Raw genomic sequence first — 19,412 nt, 5'->3', positions numbered from 1 at the left:
CCGAGTTTTGTTAAACGGAAGCAGGATGGCGTGACGTTTCAGAATATTGAAGATACCCAATATACGCGCCCGTGCGATGCAGTGAACGTTGCAGGCTTAGAAGATTGGGGGCGCCAAGAAATGTCATCGCGAAGGCACGAGCGAATGACTTGTATGGGGCCGTGTATGGACGGCTCTCCGTTGGCAAGGGATTCTTTGAGCGTTGCCGTTGCTGGTTGGTGCGGCCATGTATCCGACCTGTAGGTGCGGCCTATCATGTGCCGCTGGCCATAATGCCATTCGCGCGTCTCAGGTCCCGATCGTAAGCTCGCACTCAAGGTGCACGGCCCCAGTGGGTTTTCCTGATCCGGCGGTATCAACCGGCTTTGTGCATTAGCTCCTGTCCGCCCTTTCCAACCTCGTCAGCGATCGCTCGCCTTATCTTGTTCTATGCGATGACCGGCTCCCTGTAGCGCTCGCCGTTCGTCATCAGTGCCCAGACCATCCGGGCGGTCTTGTTGGCCAACGCAACCGCCGCAACCTTGGCTGTTCGCCGCGCCATCAACTGCACGAGCCATGGCCTCCTGGTACCGTTGCGCTCGGCATAGCGGATGACCGCCATCGCACCCACCACGAGCAACTGCCGCAAGTAGCGATTGCCGGCCTTGGAGATACTGCCGAGCCTCTCCTTCCCCCCGCTCGAGTGCTGCTTCGGCACGAGTCCGATCCATGCCGATAGACAGCGCCCCGACTTGAACGCATGCGCATCGGCGACCGTAGCCACGAATGCACTTGCCAGCAGCGGGCCGACGCCTGGGATTTCCATCAACCTGCGACCAAGCTCGGTCTCACGCGCATTCGCCCGAACCCTACGATCGTTTTCGAGGATCTGTTTCTTCACGACCCTGAGCTGCGCCTCAAGCGAGGCATAGCCGCGCGTCAGCTGGTATCCTGGTCTCGTTCTCGTCGTTGACGACCACGAGCAGTTGCTCAATCCCATTCCGCCCGATCGGCGCTACGATCCCGAACTCGGATAGGTGTGCCCGCAACGCGTTGGATATCTGCGTGCGCTGGCGGTTGAGCATCAACCGGACCCGGTGCAGCCATCATCACACTTTGCTGCTCGGGTGATTTCGCAGGCACGAAGCGCATGGTCGGCCGAGTGACCGCCTCGCAGATCGCCTCTGCATCTGGGGCATCATTCTTCTGCCGCTTCAGATAAGGCTTCACATATTGTGCCGGCAGTAACCTCACATCGTGACCACGTGCGATTAGCTCGCGAGCCCAATAATGCGACGAGCTGCAGGCTTCGATACCGACCAGGCAACGTGGCAGGCTCTCGAAGAATGCCATCACGCGCCCACGCGTCAGCTTCCTGCGAACGACAACCTCACTCGCCGCATCCACCCCGTGGATTTGAAACACTGACTTCGCAATATCCAGACCAATCGTCGTAACGTTGCCCATCATAGATCTCCTCCAGCTTCTGGCCCAACGATCATACCGCAGGGCGGGAGGAGAGCCGTCCACCGCATCATCTGCCGACTGTCCGGTTCTGGCCGAGAAACTCAGAAAGCCGCCGTTCGGCACCCGACCCCAAGTCAGCCCTTCGGTTTGATCATGTCGTCGCCCGAAACTTGCCGTTCGTTCGATTCCAATAGTGGACTGAGTTAGGAGCACTTCGAGACCGATCTCGGCCGAGAATCGTATCGGCTGTTGGGAGTATATTTCGACTCTTGCAGCGGCCCAAAGCAATACCCATCCCCCAATTCAATGCAGAAGTATGAGGTCAATCAAGCAATCTCTAAGGCCAAGCGGAAACTGAGTTGAGGGTGTCAACTATCTCTGCAAAATGATCGGCCGAATCCCTAGCCTTCGCAAGATGAGCACCGCGAACGCCATCGCTAGAATTACAGTAGAAGATCGGCTTCTTGGCGTCCATAGAATATGGAACAAGGCTGTGAAGATTTGGGATCAAACCCAGTTTATAATCATCATCGTGCCAAACCTGTACTTGATTCAGAGGAGTAAGCTTTTCGATAATGTTTGCGCGAATCGCAGGCTCGAGTTCGTTCCCGTAAATTTGCCAACCTTCCGTCATCCCAACAGCATTTGAACGTACGTTATGCTGTTGAACGACGTAGCCAAGGTAGCTCGGTCTCCCCTTGGGGATAGAGAGAGTGGGGTCCTTCCATGCGGTATTAGTTTGATCCCACTCTTTCCGCCATCCGACCAGCTTGTTGCCGAGGTTTTCCGTTCCTTGAATGGAAAACAGGTCGGGAGCCAGAGGCGTGATGAAGTAATCCGCCGAGGCTAGAACAGCTCGGTTCAGCGCGCCCAGGTTGGGACCGAGATCCAACAGCACCAAGTCTGCGCGGACTTTCTCGCTAGCCCATTGAATGTAGCGATGGATTGCAGATTGAGCTCGCACCGCAGGCTCGTTGCCACCTCGTGCAGCACTCCAGGTGTCGCCCAATGTGTCTTCAAAATCGCTGAGTCGAAGATCCCCCGGCACGAGATACAGCTTGCCCTGAGCGTGTGGAACCGGACTAGGCTGTCTCTGGCGAATGTCGCCGATGCCTCGTGCGACACGCTCAATGGCTCGGTAGATACTGTTTCCCTCCGTGCCCCACGATTGTCGAATAGCAGTGTCGCTCAAGCAATATGCACTCAGGTTACATTGACTGTCGCAATCGACCATCAGGACGGTGAGCCCGCGCGCGGCGAGAAGATGCCCAACATGATACATGTAGGTCGTTTTTCCGACACCGCCTTTGTTATTGAAAATCGCAATGCTCTTAGTCATTTGAAATTCCTTTTGTTCGTGATGACCATAAGCGGCCCACGGTCGGTTCGCCACAGATATGAAATTAATCTTCCTCGAATTGCGGTACAAATGTGGAATGTCCTCAGGCCTCCGCATAAGAGCAGTCAAGGTCGTGCATTGGGAATGCCAGCAATTCGTTGAATTTTACGGTTCTCCTCGATGTGCTTAAACGGCTAAAACGTCGCATGCCCAGCTCAAGAGCTGTCCGTCCGCTTCCCACCCCACAATTGTCGAAGCTACCCGGTATTCCACGTGTCGGCGCGAGTCCCTATCTCCGGTCGGGCGACCACATCGCGAATCCTGATCTTGACCAGGTCACAACCGCGAAGCTTGCTGTCGATTGCTAGATCGAATAGCGCACGGTCCCGAACGCGTCTCTTGCGATCGAGGAAAAAGCGAATTGCCCAGATCTGCTTCTGGTTGAACGGACGCTTGGTGACGACCCTCTTTCCGGCATTCCAAGCTGCGCGCTCGCGACTGGCATCATCGAATTGAGAATGGCCCATGTGAGTTCTCCTCGGCCTTGATTGGCCGAGAGAGAACGTCGCACGACACTACCGCTCAGGGGCCGTAACCTGAATGGCAGCTTCGAGAGCAGATGCCGATAAAAGCTGCCATGGGACCTAAGATCGGAACAGGGCGGGCCCGATAGAGGGCCTTATCAGGACGAAGCGATCTCTTCGCCTAAAAACGCTGTGGACTTCTGTAGTCGTATCGCCGCCGAATGCTGCAACGTGATAGAAGAGCCAAATGTTCAATGTTTTTGCCAGACTAGTCTTCACAAGCACGGCCCTCGCCCCGGTCGGATTGACCTATGCTTGGGTTGCGTGGGTTGAATGTGCGCCCCAGACGGCAAAATTCATCCTGACAGGCTGCCTAATCCTTTGTGTCCTATGCGTCGGGATTCTCTGGAGCGCTAAACGCTCACTGCCCGCGTCTAAATTCAAAGCAGCGTCAATCGAGGCTGCGGACCATGAGAACACCGCGTTTCTCCTCCTCTATGTAATGCCGCTATTCACGTCGCAATTCAACACACTAGATTGGAAACTCTGGGTGCCAACTGTCGCAATCTTTGGCGTGATAACCGCCACTGGGTACAACTACCATTTCAACCCCTTGCTTGGCTTGCTTGGGTGGCACTTCTACAAAGTCCAATCTGCTGAAGGGGTGACTTTCGTGCTGATAACGAAGAAACATCTTCGCACTGCCGCCACGGAATTGCAGGTAGGCCAGCTCACAGAATACATTCTGCTCGATCTGGGGGGAAAATAAATGACTCAACTCTACGCCGTATGCCGTCCGGCCGAGATAGCCGAAGTCAGACACATTCAATTGGCCAATCCGCTGCAGGCCCAACTAAACGGGGTGTTCGAAAACCAAGAAGCTCAATTCATGGCCGGCATCGCCAACGAAATTGCATTCACGGGCGATTGGATTCCAGACAGCGAGGATGTGCTCTTCATCCAAAGCTTGCCAGAGGCACAAGCGCTGCTAGCTGCAGCGGACCAGAACGCGGTCGCACTTCCCGTACTCGATGTCGCCAATTTTCAAGATCAATCCGTCAAGGGCTTATTCGCCGTCCTCGGCAATGGCCCAAATCGGCGGCTCTTGATCCAGAACTTTGGCCCGCAACAGGTGCTATCTAATCGTTTCGCGTTTTTATATGAGGGCGATGTTTTTCGACGGCTCGTCGAACCGGCATTCTCACTGGATAATAAATTGGTAGCAACCGTCGACGCGATAGGACTGGTCCGGTTCAAGAGTTACTCCATGTTACGGCGCGTCCTCGATATGTCCCCTGTCTTCCGAGACGCAACCGATCCTGAGCTAGCTGCATTTTGCGGCCACGCTAGCCTCGCCATCGGGGATGCTGCGGCGTTCGTAGCCGGAGCTGATGAAGGTATCCGAAAGCACGTTCTTGCAATCACGAAGACCAACGTTCTTGGAAATCACCCGGTCGCAAATATTCAGGCGCAGGCAGTGGCTATAGGATTTCCAATCGCCGTAAATGCAGGCCGTATCGAGATACCAGCCGATCGAAAAGGCGCAAAGGCTCTATTCAGTTTCCTACTGAATAAGGTCTATCTCGGGCCTATCGACCAACAGCTCTTCATAACCAATTCAAACCGACCTCTGGCCTAGCCCAATGAGTTGGGAAACGAGGGCTGCGAATAACCTGCTCCCGCTCAGTTGGGACAAGGGCAGCCTTTCGCAAGCTCTTCGCGAGTGGCGCTACACTGGTGACTACCATGACCTCGAAGCGCCCTCCGCTAACTGTGAACTCTGTGATCATCCCGACATCCGCTACCAATTCGAAATCCGCAATTTGCATACGGCCGCAAGGCTGCTGATCGGATCTGAATGCATTCATCGCTTTGGTATAGCTGCGACCGACGAAGAAGGCCGCACCTTAGACGCGCTCGCCACTCGTAAGAAGGTCGATCGAGATCGGCGACAACTTGTCGAGGACGCGCGCCGCAGGCGATTAGTAAGCGCGCTTGTGGCGCTGGCGAACGTTGAACCCAATTTCGATGTTCATTCCTTTATAGACTATTTGCAGACGCGGGGTGCATTCACCCCCAAACAACTGGCGACCGTTCTCTGGAGGTTAAGAAAGAAAGGCGTCGTGCACAGCCCTCAAGACTTCAAGCTCACGATCCGCCGAGGCCGGGAAAAAGCGCAACTTTTGTCCCTGAAGGACTGGGAAATGGCGCTCGTTAAGCCGTGCCTCACGACCGAACAGTCAGCCTACCTCGAGAAAGTTGCTCATCGAAGGAGTGGCCTCGACCATCTGCTTGACTAAGCCAAATTGCCGCTCCGGAAGCGTATAGATTCGATCTCGCAAACACCGATCTCTGAGTTGTGCGCCTTCACAGGTATCGGTATGCGTCAAAGGAAAGCTAACATTACCGCAGTTCATGCGGCGTCTTGCGATTGGCTTGAATTCTGGCCACCACAATATGGTATTTTACCTTAGATCCATCCGGCACCTTTTGCTCCACACTGATCTGTTCGGAAATGTGCGGTTGATGGCCTTTCCGATCCGTGAGATCTAGCACCAGGAGGAAACCGAAACAGACACCGGTCGTCAGATAGCCCGTCGCCTGGCCGGCATACCGCTCCGCAAGTTCCGCATTGTTGAGCACGTTGTCGTCCCTCTTCACCTCCACGATCGACTTGACGCCACGATATTCGAGAGCGATGTCAGCGCGACCGCCACCGGAGTCACGGGCTTCGGCTCGGAACGACGGTGCGTCCGACATCGTGAGGAACTTCAGGAAATCTAGTTGAAGGTCGTGTTCGACCGGCAGATCGGCGCCGCGCCGAAACACGTACTCAGCAGACGGGTCGGTACTCCTGCCAACGTTGGCGCGAAAATCGAGAAAACGCACAATGAGCGTACACATGTGTTCCAGCAGCGCTCGGGGATGGTCGCGCTGGTAATCGGGATTGTCCGAGAGCTTCTCAATAACGGCGGCCCACAGCTCTGCCACTTGCCGATTGCGATCCATCCCCACGTCGAACTGCGCTGCGGTCATGGCGGCTGTAGCTGCGTCGAGGCCGGCTTTCTTGAGGACATCGACCAGCCAGCCTTCAGTCGATTCGTCAAAAGGGCTGCGATGGATAGCTCCGGCCAGTGAATGTTGCACCGTGTCGCGTAGTTGTCCGACATTCGGAGCGAGATCGCTATCAACGTTCTCGGCGAGCCATTGATTTAAGGTCTGCAGATAGTATCGCCGCTTCTGCAGCGATTGGACGAGTGCCTTTCGTCCGAGAATATCGGCGCCGTGGCCATCGGATCGAGAGAACACGCTCTCACTCGCAAAAAAGATCGATAGCAACTCGTCCTCGATCACAATGGCCGCTTGCAGCCAGGTGTCCTTTGTGAACGTGTGAGCAGCCATGGCTAACTTCGTGGCCATCGACAGCCAGTGAAAACGCTCGCGCGATGGCGCCCCGAGCCATGACTGGGCGGAGTGGCGATCGACGGCAAAGGCTGAGTACTCGATGGCTGCCCTACGAAGTTTAGGCAAATCCAACGCAAGATCGGAGTGCAGTCCTCTGTTCTGCACATCGATCAGAACAGACGTACAGATATCATACAGCGCAGCATCCGAACGTCCTTCGCTCGCCGCCAGGGAACGGCGAAACCAACCCTGCGCCGCCGTCAAGGCTGACATGAGCGCGTCCTGCGTTCTGGCCAGCAACCCGTCTTGCAAGCGATCAAGTCCGAGCTCAAGGGTAGCTTCGTCTGCTGCCTCGCCCACATGCGCCAGGTTGGAGAGAAGGTCTCGGAAGTCGTCATCGGGGTATCGACGCAGAATGGTGCCCGTGACCTTGGCGACGTGACGCAGATAGGCCCCGTCGTCGTCTGTCGTGACGTCCAGAAGATACGACTGCAGGCGCCTGACCAAACTGTGGTCGCCCTGCACTACGACAAGCGCGCCGCGCAACGCCTGCGATCGCATCCAGCTATGTTCAGACCGGGGCTCGAAACGGCGGCGGAAGATTTCCCACGCACTGCGCCCGAGAGCCTGCGGTATTGTGGGCAGTTCGTCGAGGCAGTCGACCATTTCCGCAACAGAGGTGGCGTCATCCTCTCGCTCGAGTATCCGCAGCAGCGCGCGCTGAACGGCGGCCGCGGTCACCCAGCGGGTCATCCAGCAGAACGCGTCTGCGCGCGCGGTTTCGGAAGACAGGGCCTCAATCGCGGCCAGCAATTCGTTCTCTTGAGCCGTTCCCGGGTCTAGGATGGGCGTGCCTTCCGTCGTCAGGAGCTCGAATCTGTCTTCCATCGCCGACCACTCAGAAGAGGTACTTATCCCCCTTAGCGTGTAGCCGATGATCAATAGACACAACCGCCTCCACCGCGCTGCGAGCAATGGTGCCGAGAATGATCTGAACGCCTCCGATGTCCTTCGCAGCAGAGGCAACGCTGTCCAGCATCTGCTCGAAGTCCTCGTTCACGACCTCTTCCGACGCAGGCGAGTCGATAATCAGCAAGCCTGGATGCCGGCCATGCCCGCGACGCTTGGCCACCTCCACAGCCGCCAGCGAGGTCGCGATCTTAATGCGCAATTTCTCGCCCATCGTAAGGTTGCTGAAATAGATATCGGCGCCGCCTTGGTGGACCTTCAGCCTCCCACCGCCGTCGAGGTGCATGCTGGTGATGTGGGAAACACCGAACTTCTTCGTGAGGGACATCACCGAATCAGCGATCTCTGTCAGAACGTCCGACTGCATAGAGGTCATCAGCGTCTTACTGGCGTCAGTAGCGGCACGAAGGATCTTGAGTTCGCTCTGCGTCTCGGTGTCGTCGTTGGCAGGCGATTGCAGTGAGGCGACTAGTTCCCGAAGCTGCTCGGCCCGGGCCTCCAACTGCACAACGATGAGTTCGGGGTCGGTCGGCAACGTTGAGATGGCGTCCTGAAGGTTTCGCATCCTGTTCATTCCGGTGCGGAGGCGTTCGGTCGCCTCCCTTGCTGTCTTCTCGCTGGCTTTGAACTTGGCTTTGGCGATCTGGAGAGACGAAGCCAGTTCCTCAACCAGGATCTGCGCGTACTGGATGCGATCGCTATCCAGATCGTTTTCGTGGACCGGCAAGTCGTTCTTGCACAAGGCGCAGGTGTTGTGGTCTGCGTGCTGAACCGCAGGCGCGGCCTCCTCGAACGCTGCCTCGCAGGCAGGGCAGCAAGTCGGGTTGAGCTGACGGAACGAGTATCCTGCCGACCGCTCGTCCTCGAGCTGCTTGAGCCTTCGCCGCGCGTTGTCGTAGCTGACTGTGACGGCCGCGACGGTCGCCGTGTCCGTCTCTAAGGCTATTCGAGCGGTCTCGACCACCTTCCTATCGGTCACGGTCTCCTCATCGAGGCGCGCCAGTTCCAGCCTTTTTGCGCTGCGGTCATCGGTGCCACGAGCCTCCTTCGCTTTGGCGAGTTGGCCCTCAACCTCGATAAGCCTGCTATCGAGCACTACGCTCACGCCAGAATGGTTCGGCCTATCGGCCAGTGCCTGCTCGAGCTGCTTCTGCGCGGTTAACGCAGCACTATAGGTAGAGACCCACGGCAACCCTATGAACAGTTGGAGCAGGCGAAGCGGGAGCCCGTCTATGGGCAGATCGCCGAACAGTGCCTTCGGCTCAGTAGAACTCGACAGGAAGAACGTCGAAGCTATCAGAGGCCAGCCATGGGGATGACCGCCGGTATTCTTGTTGTGGGCATAAATCACCGGGAAATCTAGTTCTTCCATCATCAGGTGCTCGGTCTGAGACTTCAGCCCGTCTCCAGCGTCACCTTCATAGAGCGTGATCCACTGACCGTCGCTGACACTCCGGCTCAGCGTGGCCTTGCCCTCCGCCGCCTTCTCCTCGCCGGCAGGCTTGCGCAGCTCCATGCGATGCAGGACTTCATCGACACAATACCGGACTTCGATGGTTTCCAGCCACTTCCAAACGTCGGGCTTCACCCGACCGGGAAAGTCGCCGCGGATAGCTGCGTTGAGTAGGTGCAGGATGGATGACTTTCCTCGCAGATTGCGCTCGGACATCACGGCCCAGATGCCGATCCCTAGGTCTGACCAGGACAGATGAAACGGTCCGTCGCGCTCGGATTCGGCTCGAACACCCGTCAACTTGATGCCGTCGAAGCGAAGGCTCTTGGCGCGCGGCGGAGTAGTCTGCGCGCGAATGCCATACTTGAGCAACGCGCTTCGAACATCCGACTCCGGACTGGTGCTATCCTCGGCTATGGCTCTTATCCAGCCGTACTCGGTCGACTCGATGATCCGTTCCTTGCTCATGGTTCCAATCCGGCGAATTTGGTCAGACGCTGTTCGACCTGCTCTTGGATAGTCGGTATCACGTCGCCCTGGATGGTGCTTCCATATTGCGGGTGCTCATACTGCCATTCCTTTAGGGCGGAGCCGCTCTTGCCGCTGGCGACTCGCATTACCAACGCTAATCGGTCGCGATACCACGCCAACTCCGGGTAATCCTGAACGCACTTTTCCAGAAACGAGATCGCCTTTGGTAATATAAGGTACTCGTACCGACGAATTTTGCCGTCGTCACCGGCGAGTTGCATCGGTCTCGCTAAGCCGTAGTAGCTCAGCATTGCAAGGGCGTCCTCGACGTTCTGATAGGCGCCGTGCCGCCAGCGGACCATCCGCACCAGTCTGATGGAAGGCTCGTCGTTGATGAAGATGCGCTGAACTGCCTCTAGCAGTTCGGGTTCGCGGGTCTCCTCATAGAGATCCAGCAGGGCGTCACCCAAATAGTCAGGATAACGGACGAGGAAGTCCATTGCCATCAAGCGCTTCTCAGCTCGAAAAACGCTCACGACCTCCTCTGTAGGCCTGTCGACATCTTCACTTCCCGCAACCAAGATGAAAAGCAGCCTGAGCGCGTCGCGATGTCTATAGCTCGGCTCAAGCGATATTCGGAAAGGCGTCCCAGCTTCACCCTCTGGCTCCTTTCCTTCGACGTAAACATCCATATCAGAAGTGCCCCCCAACGCAGGGACCACGATATCTCAAACGGTTTAATTCCGCTAATCTGGTCAGGCACTACTTCGGCGTATTCTGAAGTAGGTGAGGAAATGGTGGAAATAGCGACATCGGCTATCATGCCGGTTCGGCTACGGTTCTTTCAGACCTCTCGATTTGCGCTTCAATTTTCGCCCGGGTGGTTTTGGTGGCAAGGTACTCAACCAATTCTGCAGCGTGGTTTTCGCAGCCCTTTGCCTGCTTTCGAAGAAGCGAGACGTGGTCAGAAAGTTCTTCCGTTGTGCAGAGGCCTATTGGAACCAGAGACCGTTCGCCGTTCCGAAGCACAGGATACGATTTGACTAAGCGAGTATGGCCAGGAAGGACCATCTGAGGGGACGCAGGATCGTCGCTCATGCCCACGCGCTTCAACATACGTGTAACGACACCCACAAGTTCTTTCTTGGCAAATGCTCTGTAGAAGTCGGCATGCGGGCCTGTCAGAGGTTTACTTTTGAATATCTCCTCAACGATTTCGCTTGGCTGCGCGATCTGGCCAGCCTCCATCCGTTGCCCGATGAGTTTATGCAGCTCAGACAGAAGCGCAGAGTCTTTGGCCATGACTTCTATCCCATCAATTGTTGAATGGTGAAGCTGGTAAAGCCTAAACGGCCGTCAATCCGTTCGTAGGGCCACAGCATCCAAACTAGACGTGAATCACTGGTAAGTTGAGTGGGCATCATCCGCCGATTCTAAGATTTGTCAAAGTCGTTGTCCTGACTTTGTTCGAATTTGCAGGTGACACGACACAGGCGAACCTCAGGCGGCTGCCGGGACAATGCCGCAACTGATAGATCGCCGGCCACGAAGCTATCGAACTCTCAAACCTGCAGCGCTACGTGTTGGCAGGTCAGGCGGAGGTCGGCCTCTCTAAGGCGGCCCTTGCAACCAACGCCCTTCGGTCCACCGCCCTTGATGCTCCACCGCTTGTGCGGGCCCCCGTCAATTCCTTCGTAGCTCGGGTGGCTACGGCGATGGCTGTGCCGTTTGGGCCGCTCGCCGCGTTTGTTGGCCAGCCCCTCCGTTCCTTTTATCAGCAGGCTATCTGCGGCGGGTTCCAGCTTAGCGATGGAAGTCGTCTCGTTCGAACCGTGGTTCCGATGGCCTTTCAATCAGCGCTTGCCGGGATCATGCTTGCCGCAGACCTGGTCAAGCATAGTGCGGGTTTTCCGATGAGTCCGACGACCAGCACTCGCGTGAATCTACTGCGCCCCCTTGGTTCTTACCTCCATGATCGAAAGCCAAAGATTCCAGCGGCCGCCGCATCTGCAGCGATGAGGATTTCGTTGCCGCCTACAGGCTGAAATACGGCTGTGCCGTTGAACAGCTGAGCAACGGGTCCGCCTAAAAAGATCTGAAGTCTTCGTTACCGCGGACGGCGCGCTGTCAAGCGCTCACCGATGTTTTCGACCAGGATCGAGTGCCTGATGAGAGTGCGGGGCGGATACTATGACACGCTCGGCCCGCTGCTTTGTCAATGTTAGGCCCAGAACCCACGACAGAGATCCTTGAGCGACGGCTCGCCGTTTAACTTTTTTTGTACTGTTATCTACGTTCGACCATATTCGTCGTCGAAGCGAACGATATCATCCTCGGCGAGATAATCGCCGCTCTGCACTTCAATGATAACCAGGTCAATTCTGCCTGGGTTCTCGAGCCGATGCTTATGGCCGCAGGGGATGTAAGTAGATTCGTTTGTCCCCAGGAACAACTCCTGCTCGCCATTGACGATTTTGGCGGAGCCGCTGACCACGACCCAGTGCTCCGAACGATGATAGTGCATCTGCAGGCTCAACTGGCGACCGGGCTTCACCTCGATGCGTTTGATCTTGAAGCGCTCGCCTTCCTCCAGAACCGTATAGGTACCCCAGGGCCGGTGTACCGTGCTATGGACCAGATGAGCTTCATGTCCCGAAGCCTTGAGGCCCTCGAAGAGCTTCTTAACGTCCTGAACGCGGTCGCGGGATGTGACAAGCAAAGCGTCCGGGGAATCCACGATCACCAGATCGCTTACGCCCACCGTGCCGATGACGCGCTTGTCGGAGCTCACATATGTGCCGGTCGTGTCGACCATGTGCACATCGCCGCGTATCCTGTTCCCGCTTTCGTCGGGGGCGATCAAATCGGCCATTGCGTTCCAAGATCCGATGTCGTTCCAATCCATGTCGCAGGGAATCACGGCAAGTCTGTTAGTCTTCTCCATGACAGCGTGGTCGAGCGAGATTCGCGGCGCGGAACCGAAATGCTCAGGCGCGAGTTCGATTTTGGCAAAGCCTTGGCATTGACTGGCGCGGCCGTTCTCATAGCTGTCGGCGACGGCCTGGAGCACCTCGGGACAATGCAAAACCATCTCGTCGAGCATGGTTTGCGCACTGAAGCAGAAGATGCCGGCGTTCCAGAAGAAGCGTTGAGACGCGACATAGGCTTTGGCTGTCTCCAGATTCGGTTTTTCAACGAAACGGACGACGTTCTCACCATCTGCTTCGATGTAGCCGAATGCGGTGTCCGGTCTGGTTGGGGTGACGCCCAATGTGGCGATCCGCCCGAGCTTCGCATGTTCCATGGCCAGGCCCATGACGTCTAGAAACGCAGGCAGGTTGCTAATCAGGTGATCGGCCGGGAAGACGCACAGGATCGCGTCAGGGCCTTGCGTTGCCCTCGCATGGATCGCGGCTGCAGCCACGGCGGCGGCCGTATCCCGAGCTTCGGGCTCGAGCAGAAAGGTGCGTGGCAGGACCACGGAATCCAGTTCGTCAAATTCGTCCTTGGTCAGGAAGAGGTGGTCCCCGGATGTCACAGCGACGAGTTCCACGACACCTTCTATCGAAGCGGCGCGCAGCACAGTCTGCTGAATGAGAGAATATCCATCCGCCACTTTGAGGAAAGGTTTGGGGTGCGATTGCCTTGAGGCGGGCCATAGCCGCGATCCGGCTCCGCCGCTGATGATCACGGGAATGACTTTCATACCAACCTCAATTTCGTCTCTGGAGTGATCGCCCGCGTTCTTTCGAGCGTCAGCGTCACGATCGCCGTCGCTCTGGCTTGTCTGCGGCCCCCGCGTAACAGCGAAGTTCTGGCGCGTTGCAGGCGGCGTCAGATGACGACGGTATCGGTAATGTACGACGCCTCCACTGGCGTCGGTGAGAAATGCGCATTCAACTATGCCTGTTGGTTGCGTCTGCCGAATTGCGCAGGTGGCGGGTCTTAACTGAGATCAGAGACTTGGCTGCCTTCTATCAAAGTCAAACGACTTGGCTCTTTCAGATCGAATTCAATTACCCGTGGTGCGAAAAGGCGTGCATATCGTGTAAAGGCGCTCGTCGGGGGAAACCGAATTACGGTATCGCAGCGCCCGAGAAGATACATCTCAACGAGGGCGGAAATTCCGCCGTCAATCCCGAGTGCTGCAGTGTGTAAGGGGCCACCTTGATTGGATCCGAAGTGCTTCGGGACAGTGAGCAGATCGGGAAACCTGGCCGACAGAAGATCCAGTATCCGCGCGCTGTCCGTGCATAAGAACAGCCGCACAGGCCTCGGGTGCGGTAACGCCTTAGCCTTGTCAATTGCAGCGCACACTTGCCGAACGGCGAGCTCCGGATCGGCCCAGTAGGGCGCATGCTCCATGATGTCTTCACCGTTACCGTGCCGAACATGAATCCCGATGATGCTGTGCCCCTCAAAACATTCCTGATAAATGGCATCTATGCGGGCTTGAATTTCTGGCCGAGGCTGGACACTCTGGAACACCTGCCGCTCTGCATCCTCATCGCACCGCCACATCAGACAAGCGTCACACACTACTGTGTTCGCTTCGACATCGTGTTCGGCCTGAAAGAGCTCGCCCAACTCGTCGCGCTCTTGGAAAATCTGCTCATCTGGCCGGTAAAGGCACTCGATCGCCGGCCTGTTCCACCACTCCGGGAAGAATGGACCAGGGAAGGAAACGTCGTTGATCCGGTCGTCGGAAATAGCCGGCACGCCAGCGATGTCATTGATCGGCTGGAAGAACACCGGAAACGCATTTGTGAAGGGTTGGTCGAGGTAGCAGGCCCCCCGCCAGTCGATGACTAGAGTTCGTTCCGACCGCTGCGCGTAGCGCCAAGCGGCCGCCAATGACCACAGACAATCACCGAACCCCGTACGCCTCCGAGAGACGACGAACCGGCGCTTTTCCAATCCACTAACATGCATTTTCGGAAATCTCGTTCAGAGAGGAGGTTGCATCCGGTTTGGAATCCTTAGTAGACACGTAGACCCGACGCCGGGCGCTTGGCAGAGGCCGGGCCATAGGGCAGAAGAGCTCACTCAGCACTGCCCACTAATCCCGTGACGCTCGCACGGCTTGAAGCCGATGCCCTCGCTTCCGGTTCAGCCTTCTCTACTGGGCCTCCGCGGCATGTGTAAAATCTATTGAGTGGATGCCGGCCATCCATGCGTTGGATGCCATGATGAAGGGGCTCGGCTGACGCGGGCCCGGCCAATAGAGCCGAAACAGCCGGGGAACGCTGCGAGACTGCCTGCCGGAGCAAATCGTTCCGTCGACGCCACACGCCAAGGGTGCAAGGCTGCATACAGCAACCGTCCCGGGCGAGATGAGGCCGACAGCTCGACGCGCCTGGAACCAGCTGATCGACAGAATCTGCAGTCTGCTCCCAAAGTTCTGCACGACCTGTGCCGGATGCTGTGGTGAGGGCTCGCGGCCACGAACTTTGTCCTCGCCCCGAACGGAAGCTCGGGACCTACAACTCCGGGCCGGCGATGCGCCCCGGCTGCTCGGTCAGACCATCCATTCTGTGGATGCACTTTATCCAAACAATCGATTTCACTGATCCAAACAATTCCCATTAGAAGACGCTGAAGCAAGAAAGAAGGGCGTCCTCACTCGCTGATAGATGAGCAAATCAGCTGCAAGGTGCTTGGAGTACAGTCGCTCGCGGCGTGAGCTGAGCGGCACTCTGACCGCATGTACGAATCCCAGTTAGCGGCGCAACTCTATTTTGCTGTGACTCCAAGCAAGAGCAGGTGTGCTCGGCTGGCAGACTGTCAATGACGAGCTTCGCGCCGCATCTGTCGAAGTGCTCCATAGGGCACGGGGCGGGCCGCACATTGTGTCGGCGTGGCGAGCCGGAGCCGAAACTTTAAACTTTAGATAGAGCAGGAATAGAATGGGCGATAGCAGAAAAGTTGCTCTTATTACGGGCATAACTGGACAGGATGGTGCATATCTTGCCCGTCTTCTTCTCAAAAAAGGCTACATCGTTCATGGGATTAAGCGACGTTCCTCTTCCTTCAACACGGGTCGTATCGAAGACCTCTACCAAGACCCGCACGAATCCGATCCGCGCCTGATCTTGCATTACGGTGACCTCACTGATTCGACTAACCTCATCCGCGTGGTTCAGGAATCTCAGCCAGACGAAATTTACAACTTGGCTGCTCAGAGCCATGTGCAGGTGTCGTTCGAAACACCTGAATACACAGCAAACGCGGACGGTATCGGTACATTGCGACTTCTTGAGGCGATTCGCCTCCTCGGTCTGACGGACAAGACCCGCTTCTATCAAGCCTCGACTTCGGAGCTATACGGCCTCGTGCAGTCCGTACCGCAGAACGAAACGACGCCCTTTTATCCGCGCAGCCCTTACGCCGCCGCCAAGCTCTACGCCTACTGGATGGTCGTCAATTATCGCGAGGGCTATGGTATGCACGCTTCCAACGGCATTCTTTTTAATCACGAAAGCCCCCTTCGTGGCGAAACTTTTGTGACGCGCAAGATCAGCCGCGCTGCCGCTGCTATCTACCTGGGCAAGCAGGACAAGCTTTATCTCGGCAATCTCGATGCTCAACGCGATTGGGGCCATGCGCGTGAGTACGTGCGAGGTATGTGGATGATGATACAGCAGGATCAACCGGATGATTACGTGCTGGCTACGGGCAAAACGACTCCTGTCCGCCAATTCGTCGAGTGGGCTTTCGAAGATATCGGCGTCGAGATCGAATGGCGTGGCAAGGGTGTCGGCGAAAAGGGCTATGATGTAGCGAGCGGCAGATGCCTAGTCCAAGTGGACCCACGGTACTTCCGCCCCACGGAAGTCGATCTTCTCCTGGGTGACGCTACCAAGGCGAAGGAGAAGCTCGGCTGGGTGCATGAGACATCCGTGCGCGAGCTTGCTGCGGAAATGGTGCGCGAAGACCTGAAGGTCATGCAGACATCTGTAGTCATGAAGGAAGCGTAATGTATGATCTGAACGGAAAAACCGTGTGGGTCGCTGGCCACAAAGGTATGGTGGGCAGCGCTGTTGTACGCCGACTCGCGTCTGAAGACTGCAAAGTTGTGGCCGCCCCTCGGGGAGAGCTAGACCTCAAGCGACAGACCGAGGTTGAAAACTTCGTGGCAGTGATGAAACCGGACGCTATCATTATGGCGGCGGCAAAGGTAGGTGGTATTCTCGCGAACGCCACCTATCCGGTCGACTTTCTTTACGACAATCTGATGATCGAGGCCAATATCTTCGCGGCAGCCCACGAAAACAATGTCGACCGCGTCCTCTTCCTCGGCTCGTCTTGCATCTATCCGAAGATGGCACCACAGCCCATTCCTGAAAGCGCGCTTTTGACCGGGCCACTAGAGCGCACCAACGAATGCTACGCCGTCGCCAAGATCACCGGCATCAAAATGGCTCAAGCCTATCGCCAGCAATACGGCCGCGACTACATCTCCGCTATGCCGACGAATCTCTACGGGCCAGGCGACAATTATGACTTGCAGTCAAGCCACGTCATCCCAGCGCTGATCCGGAAAGCGCATGAAGCTAAGCTCATAAGTGATAAGCAAATCACCATCTGGGGCACGGGCACACCACGTCGGGAATTCATGCACGTCGACGACTGCGCCGACGCATTAGTCTTCCTTCTGAAGAACTACTCTGACCATGATCACGTCAATCTCGGCTGCGGACAGGACATCACGATCCTAGAGCTGACTAGAATGATCTGCCGTGTAGTCGGATTTACTGGGGAGATTGCGCATGATCACTCTAGACCTGACGGTACACCGCGAAAGCTGATGAGCGTCGACAAGCTGCGCACTTTGGGATGGGCAGCAAAGATCACTCTCATGGAAGGCATCGAGAGTGTCTATCATGCATTTCTAAACGGGAGCTACACCGAACGGCGGTAGATAAGAGGATTTGCTGCGTCTCAGGCCTGTACGCGCTTTCGGGACCCAGAGCTAATGTAGACTGAGACAATCACTCGATGGCGATAGCGCTCATGTGAGCCAGCCGCGAGGAGCCCCGCCGGACCCGGACCCCATCCGCTCCAACCTCGTCGCCGTGAAGGTCACGGTGCGCTGCCCACGCCGACGCCGACTCACAAGGGTAACCGTCGATAACCGAACGCGTCTACGGTAACCGAATGTACTTCTTGTTCTCGTCCGAGGGATCTGTCGATGGGCATTCCGGACGAGCCAAAGTTTGAGCATGTTACCTTCAAAACCCGGTTAGCAACGTCGGATTTGGTATGAAATTCGGAACAAGTGGATTACGGGGCCTGGCGACAGAATTGGCAGGAGCCGCCTCTGCCCTATATGCAACGGCATTCGCGACATTCCTGCTGGAATCCGGCCTGGCCAGAATTGGCGACGAGATACTCATAGGGCGCGACTTTCGCGCCTCGAGTCCGGCCATCGCCGCCGTCTGTGCGGCGGCACTGTCCGCGCTCGGCTTCATCGTAGTCGATTGCGGCGCAGTCCCCACCCCTGCCCTGGCACTGTATGCTCAGGCGCGTAAGAGTGGTTGTTTGATGATCACAGGCTCGCACATTCCGGCCGACCGTAATGGAATAAAATTCTATCGACCCGACGGTGAGATCGACAAGGGTGATGAGCGGGAGATAACGCGCATCGCCTTGCAGCTGGAGAAGCGCGGATACGTCCTTGAAGGTGCTGTTGCACGTCGGCAGCACCGGGAGGCCGAATGCAAGGCCTTTTTCACGGCGCGCAATCGAAAGCTTATGGAGATTAATGCTCTAAAGGGCTTAACGGTGGGCGTATATCAGCACAGCACAGTCGCGCGCGATCTCTTGGTTGACATTCTCTCATATCACTGTGCGACGGTCGTAACCCTGGGACGTTCGGAAGGTTTCATTCCTGTCGACACTGAAGCGGTCTCTGACGAGACTGCTCAACAGTTCAAGCTCTGGGCCAAAGAGCATCGGCTTGATGCGGTCGTCTCGGCAGATGGCGATGGTGACCGCCCACTGGTAGCTGACGACCACGGAGACCCCCTTCGCGGTGATTTGTTAGGCCTGATTACGGCGAACTTCCTGCAAGCGAAGGCAGTCGTCACGCCGGTCACATCAAACTCTGGTATCGAGACCGCAGGTTCTTTTAAAGTCGTGCGTACCAAGGTTGGATCGCCATTTGTTATTGCTGCCATGCTCGATTTGGTTGCGTCGGGTCACGAGCGCGTGGTTGGTTTCGAAGCAAACGGTGGTTTGTTGACCGGCACGGACTTTGACCCGAACGGAACTAAACTGCCAGCGCTACCTACACGCGACAGTTTTCTCCCCATCCTCGCGGCACTTTCCCTTGTTAATACAAGTGGGCAGCCACTGTCAGAGATTGGCAGTTCCTTTCAATTGCCGGCAGCGGCGGCGGATCGCTTGGAAAATTTTTCCGTCGAAAGCAGCACTCGCCTCATGACATACCTTCGTACAGCGGAAACTAACATTGCCGCCTTCGTCGGGTCGATTGGAGTGGTAAGCAAGGTTAGCGATGTTGACGGACTTCGTATCACTCTCGCGGATAAGCGTGTCTTGCATTTGCGTCCATCCGGAAATGCCCCGGAAATGCGGTGCTACGTCGAAGCCGAAAATCGGGAGGACGCGGAGCTTTTGCTCCGGACTGGATTGGATCGAATTCGTAATTGGACGCAAGGCTAAATAAAAGCCGCCTCCCTGCGTATTCCAGGTGACCCTGGGGGTCGCACAAGCTACTCAAGCGCGATCAGAACGTCCACAGTGTCCCGGCCCTGTCCGCTTTGAAGCGAACCGGAACGCCCGT

The 19,412-nt window shown here is 56.6% G+C and carries 14 protein-coding genes and 1 pseudogene; 6 read left to right on the top strand and 9 right to left on the bottom strand.

What is annotated here, in order from left to right; translation table 11 throughout:
• Window positions 1-427: 427 nt before the first annotated feature.
• From ACYHH6_RS10985 to ACYHH6_RS10975, 3 genes and pseudogenes are all read right to left on the bottom strand, one after another.
• Window positions 428-1,446, bottom strand: a pseudogene (locus tag ACYHH6_RS10985) (IS110 family RNA-guided transposase).
• A 337-nt stretch (window positions 1,447-1,783) separates the two neighbouring features.
• Window positions 1,784-2,785 carry a ParA family protein gene (locus ACYHH6_RS10980; protein ID WP_023711822.1) on the bottom strand — a complete coding sequence of 334 codons (1,002 nt, stop codon included), beginning with the start codon at window positions 2,783-2,785 and terminating at the stop codon, window positions 1,784-1,786.
• Between the two features lie 257 nt (window positions 2,786-3,042).
• Window positions 3,043-3,312, bottom strand: coding sequence for a site-specific integrase (locus ACYHH6_RS10975; protein ID WP_023806689.1), 270 nt, complete (start codon window positions 3,310-3,312; stop codon window positions 3,043-3,045).
• A 244-nt stretch (window positions 3,313-3,556) separates the two neighbouring features.
• Between ACYHH6_RS10975 and ACYHH6_RS10970 the strand changes: the two genes are divergently transcribed.
• From ACYHH6_RS10970 to ACYHH6_RS10960, 3 genes are read left to right on the top strand one after another with little or no spacing between them, the layout of a single operon-like run.
• Window positions 3,557-4,078: a hypothetical protein gene (locus tag ACYHH6_RS10970; RefSeq protein WP_352590804.1), complete on the top strand. Its 522-nt coding sequence runs from the start codon at window positions 3,557-3,559 to the stop codon at window positions 4,076-4,078.
• Window positions 4,079-4,948 carry a hypothetical protein gene (locus ACYHH6_RS10965; protein ID WP_023711824.1) on the top strand — a complete coding sequence of 290 codons (870 nt, stop codon included), beginning with the start codon at window positions 4,079-4,081 and terminating at the stop codon, window positions 4,946-4,948.
• 4 nt (window positions 4,949-4,952) lie between these two features.
• The gene (locus ACYHH6_RS10960; RefSeq protein ID WP_023711825.1) at window positions 4,953-5,609 is read left to right on the top strand and encodes a hypothetical protein; all 657 of its coding nucleotides are present in this window, start codon (window positions 4,953-4,955) and stop codon (window positions 5,607-5,609) included.
• Window positions 5,610-5,712: 103 nt separating this feature from the next.
• On the opposite strand, the gene ACYHH6_RS10955 is transcribed toward ACYHH6_RS10960, so the two are convergent.
• From ACYHH6_RS10955 to ACYHH6_RS10930, 6 genes are all read right to left on the bottom strand, one after another.
• Entirely contained in the window at window positions 5,713-7,602 is a 1,890-nt protein-coding gene (locus tag ACYHH6_RS10955; RefSeq protein ID WP_023711826.1) for a hypothetical protein, read from the bottom strand.
• A gap of 10 nt (window positions 7,603-7,612) precedes the next feature.
• Entirely contained in the window at window positions 7,613-9,604 is a 1,992-nt protein-coding gene (locus ACYHH6_RS10950) for an ATP-binding protein (protein WP_352590800.1), read from the bottom strand.
• Window positions 9,601-10,299 (bottom strand): hypothetical protein, encoded by a 699-nt coding sequence (locus ACYHH6_RS10945; RefSeq protein WP_352590797.1) that lies wholly within the window; start codon window positions 10,297-10,299, stop codon window positions 9,601-9,603. Before ACYHH6_RS10945 ends, ACYHH6_RS10950 begins: the two co-directional genes overlap by 4 nt.
• A 127-nt stretch (window positions 10,300-10,426) precedes the next feature.
• Window positions 10,427-10,909: a hypothetical protein gene (locus ACYHH6_RS10940; protein ID WP_023711829.1), complete on the bottom strand. Its 483-nt coding sequence runs from the start codon at window positions 10,907-10,909 to the stop codon at window positions 10,427-10,429.
• 988 nt (window positions 10,910-11,897) lie between these two features.
• Complete coding sequence (locus ACYHH6_RS10935; protein ID WP_023711831.1) at window positions 11,898-13,313, bottom strand: mannose-1-phosphate guanylyltransferase/mannose-6-phosphate isomerase; 1,416 nt, start codon at window positions 13,311-13,313, stop codon at window positions 11,898-11,900.
• A 239-nt stretch (window positions 13,314-13,552) separates the two neighbouring features.
• Complete coding sequence (locus tag ACYHH6_RS10930) at window positions 13,553-14,539, bottom strand: nodulation protein NodZ (RefSeq protein WP_352590793.1); 987 nt, start codon at window positions 14,537-14,539, stop codon at window positions 13,553-13,555.
• Between the two features lie 974 nt (window positions 14,540-15,513).
• Between ACYHH6_RS10930 and gmd the strand changes: the two genes are divergently transcribed.
• The 3 genes from gmd (at window position 15,514) to ACYHH6_RS10915 (ending at window position 19,291) form a co-directional block, all read left to right on the top strand.
• Window positions 15,514-16,584, top strand: coding sequence for a GDP-mannose 4,6-dehydratase (gmd, locus tag ACYHH6_RS10925; protein WP_023692482.1), 1,071 nt, complete (start codon window positions 15,514-15,516; stop codon window positions 16,582-16,584).
• Complete coding sequence (fcl, locus tag ACYHH6_RS10920) at window positions 16,584-17,528, top strand: GDP-L-fucose synthase (protein WP_023689384.1); 945 nt, start codon at window positions 16,584-16,586, stop codon at window positions 17,526-17,528. Before gmd ends, fcl begins: the two co-directional genes overlap by 1 nt.
• 341 nt (window positions 17,529-17,869) lie before the next feature.
• Window positions 17,870-19,291: a phosphomannomutase gene (locus tag ACYHH6_RS10915; RefSeq protein ID WP_352499330.1), complete on the top strand. Its 1,422-nt coding sequence runs from the start codon at window positions 17,870-17,872 to the stop codon at window positions 19,289-19,291.
• The last annotated feature ends 121 nt before the right edge of the window (window positions 19,292-19,412 follow it).

This window comes from Mesorhizobium sp. P171375, assembly GCF_057786075.1.
This window is presented reverse-complemented; position numbering and strand designations above follow the sequence as displayed.

Excerpts from the sequence above, each read along its gene's own strand:
- ACYHH6_RS10980 (WP_023711822.1), bottom strand. The coding sequence starts at position 2,785 with ATGACTAAGAGCATTGCGATTTTCAATAACAAAGGCGGTGTCGGAAAA.
- ACYHH6_RS10975 (WP_023806689.1), bottom strand. The coding sequence starts at position 3,312 with ATGGGCCATTCTCAATTCGATGATGCCAGTCGCGAGCGCGCAGCTTGG.
- ACYHH6_RS10970 (WP_352590804.1), top strand. The coding sequence starts at position 3,557 with ATGTTCAATGTTTTTGCCAGACTAGTCTTCACAAGCACGGCCCTCGCC.
- ACYHH6_RS10965 (WP_023711824.1), top strand. The coding sequence starts at position 4,079 with ATGACTCAACTCTACGCCGTATGCCGTCCGGCCGAGATAGCCGAAGTC.
- ACYHH6_RS10960 (WP_023711825.1), top strand. The coding sequence starts at position 4,953 with ATGAGTTGGGAAACGAGGGCTGCGAATAACCTGCTCCCGCTCAGTTGG.
- ACYHH6_RS10955 (WP_023711826.1), bottom strand. The coding sequence starts at position 7,602 with ATGGAAGACAGATTCGAGCTCCTGACGACGGAAGGCACGCCCATCCTA.
- ACYHH6_RS10950 (WP_352590800.1), bottom strand. The coding sequence starts at position 9,604 with ATGAGCAAGGAACGGATCATCGAGTCGACCGAGTACGGCTGGATAAGA.
- ACYHH6_RS10945 (WP_352590797.1), bottom strand. The coding sequence starts at position 10,299 with ATGGATGTTTACGTCGAAGGAAAGGAGCCAGAGGGTGAAGCTGGGACG.
- ACYHH6_RS10940 (WP_023711829.1), bottom strand. The coding sequence starts at position 10,909 with ATGGCCAAAGACTCTGCGCTTCTGTCTGAGCTGCATAAACTCATCGGG.
- ACYHH6_RS10935 (WP_023711831.1), bottom strand. The coding sequence starts at position 13,313 with ATGAAAGTCATTCCCGTGATCATCAGCGGCGGAGCCGGATCGCGGCTA.
- ACYHH6_RS10930 (WP_352590793.1), bottom strand. The coding sequence starts at position 14,539 with ATGCATGTTAGTGGATTGGAAAAGCGCCGGTTCGTCGTCTCTCGGAGG.
- gmd (WP_023692482.1), top strand. The coding sequence starts at position 15,514 with ATGGGCGATAGCAGAAAAGTTGCTCTTATTACGGGCATAACTGGACAG.
- fcl (WP_023689384.1), top strand. The coding sequence starts at position 16,584 with ATGTATGATCTGAACGGAAAAACCGTGTGGGTCGCTGGCCACAAAGGT.
- ACYHH6_RS10915 (WP_352499330.1), top strand. The coding sequence starts at position 17,870 with ATGAAATTCGGAACAAGTGGATTACGGGGCCTGGCGACAGAATTGGCA.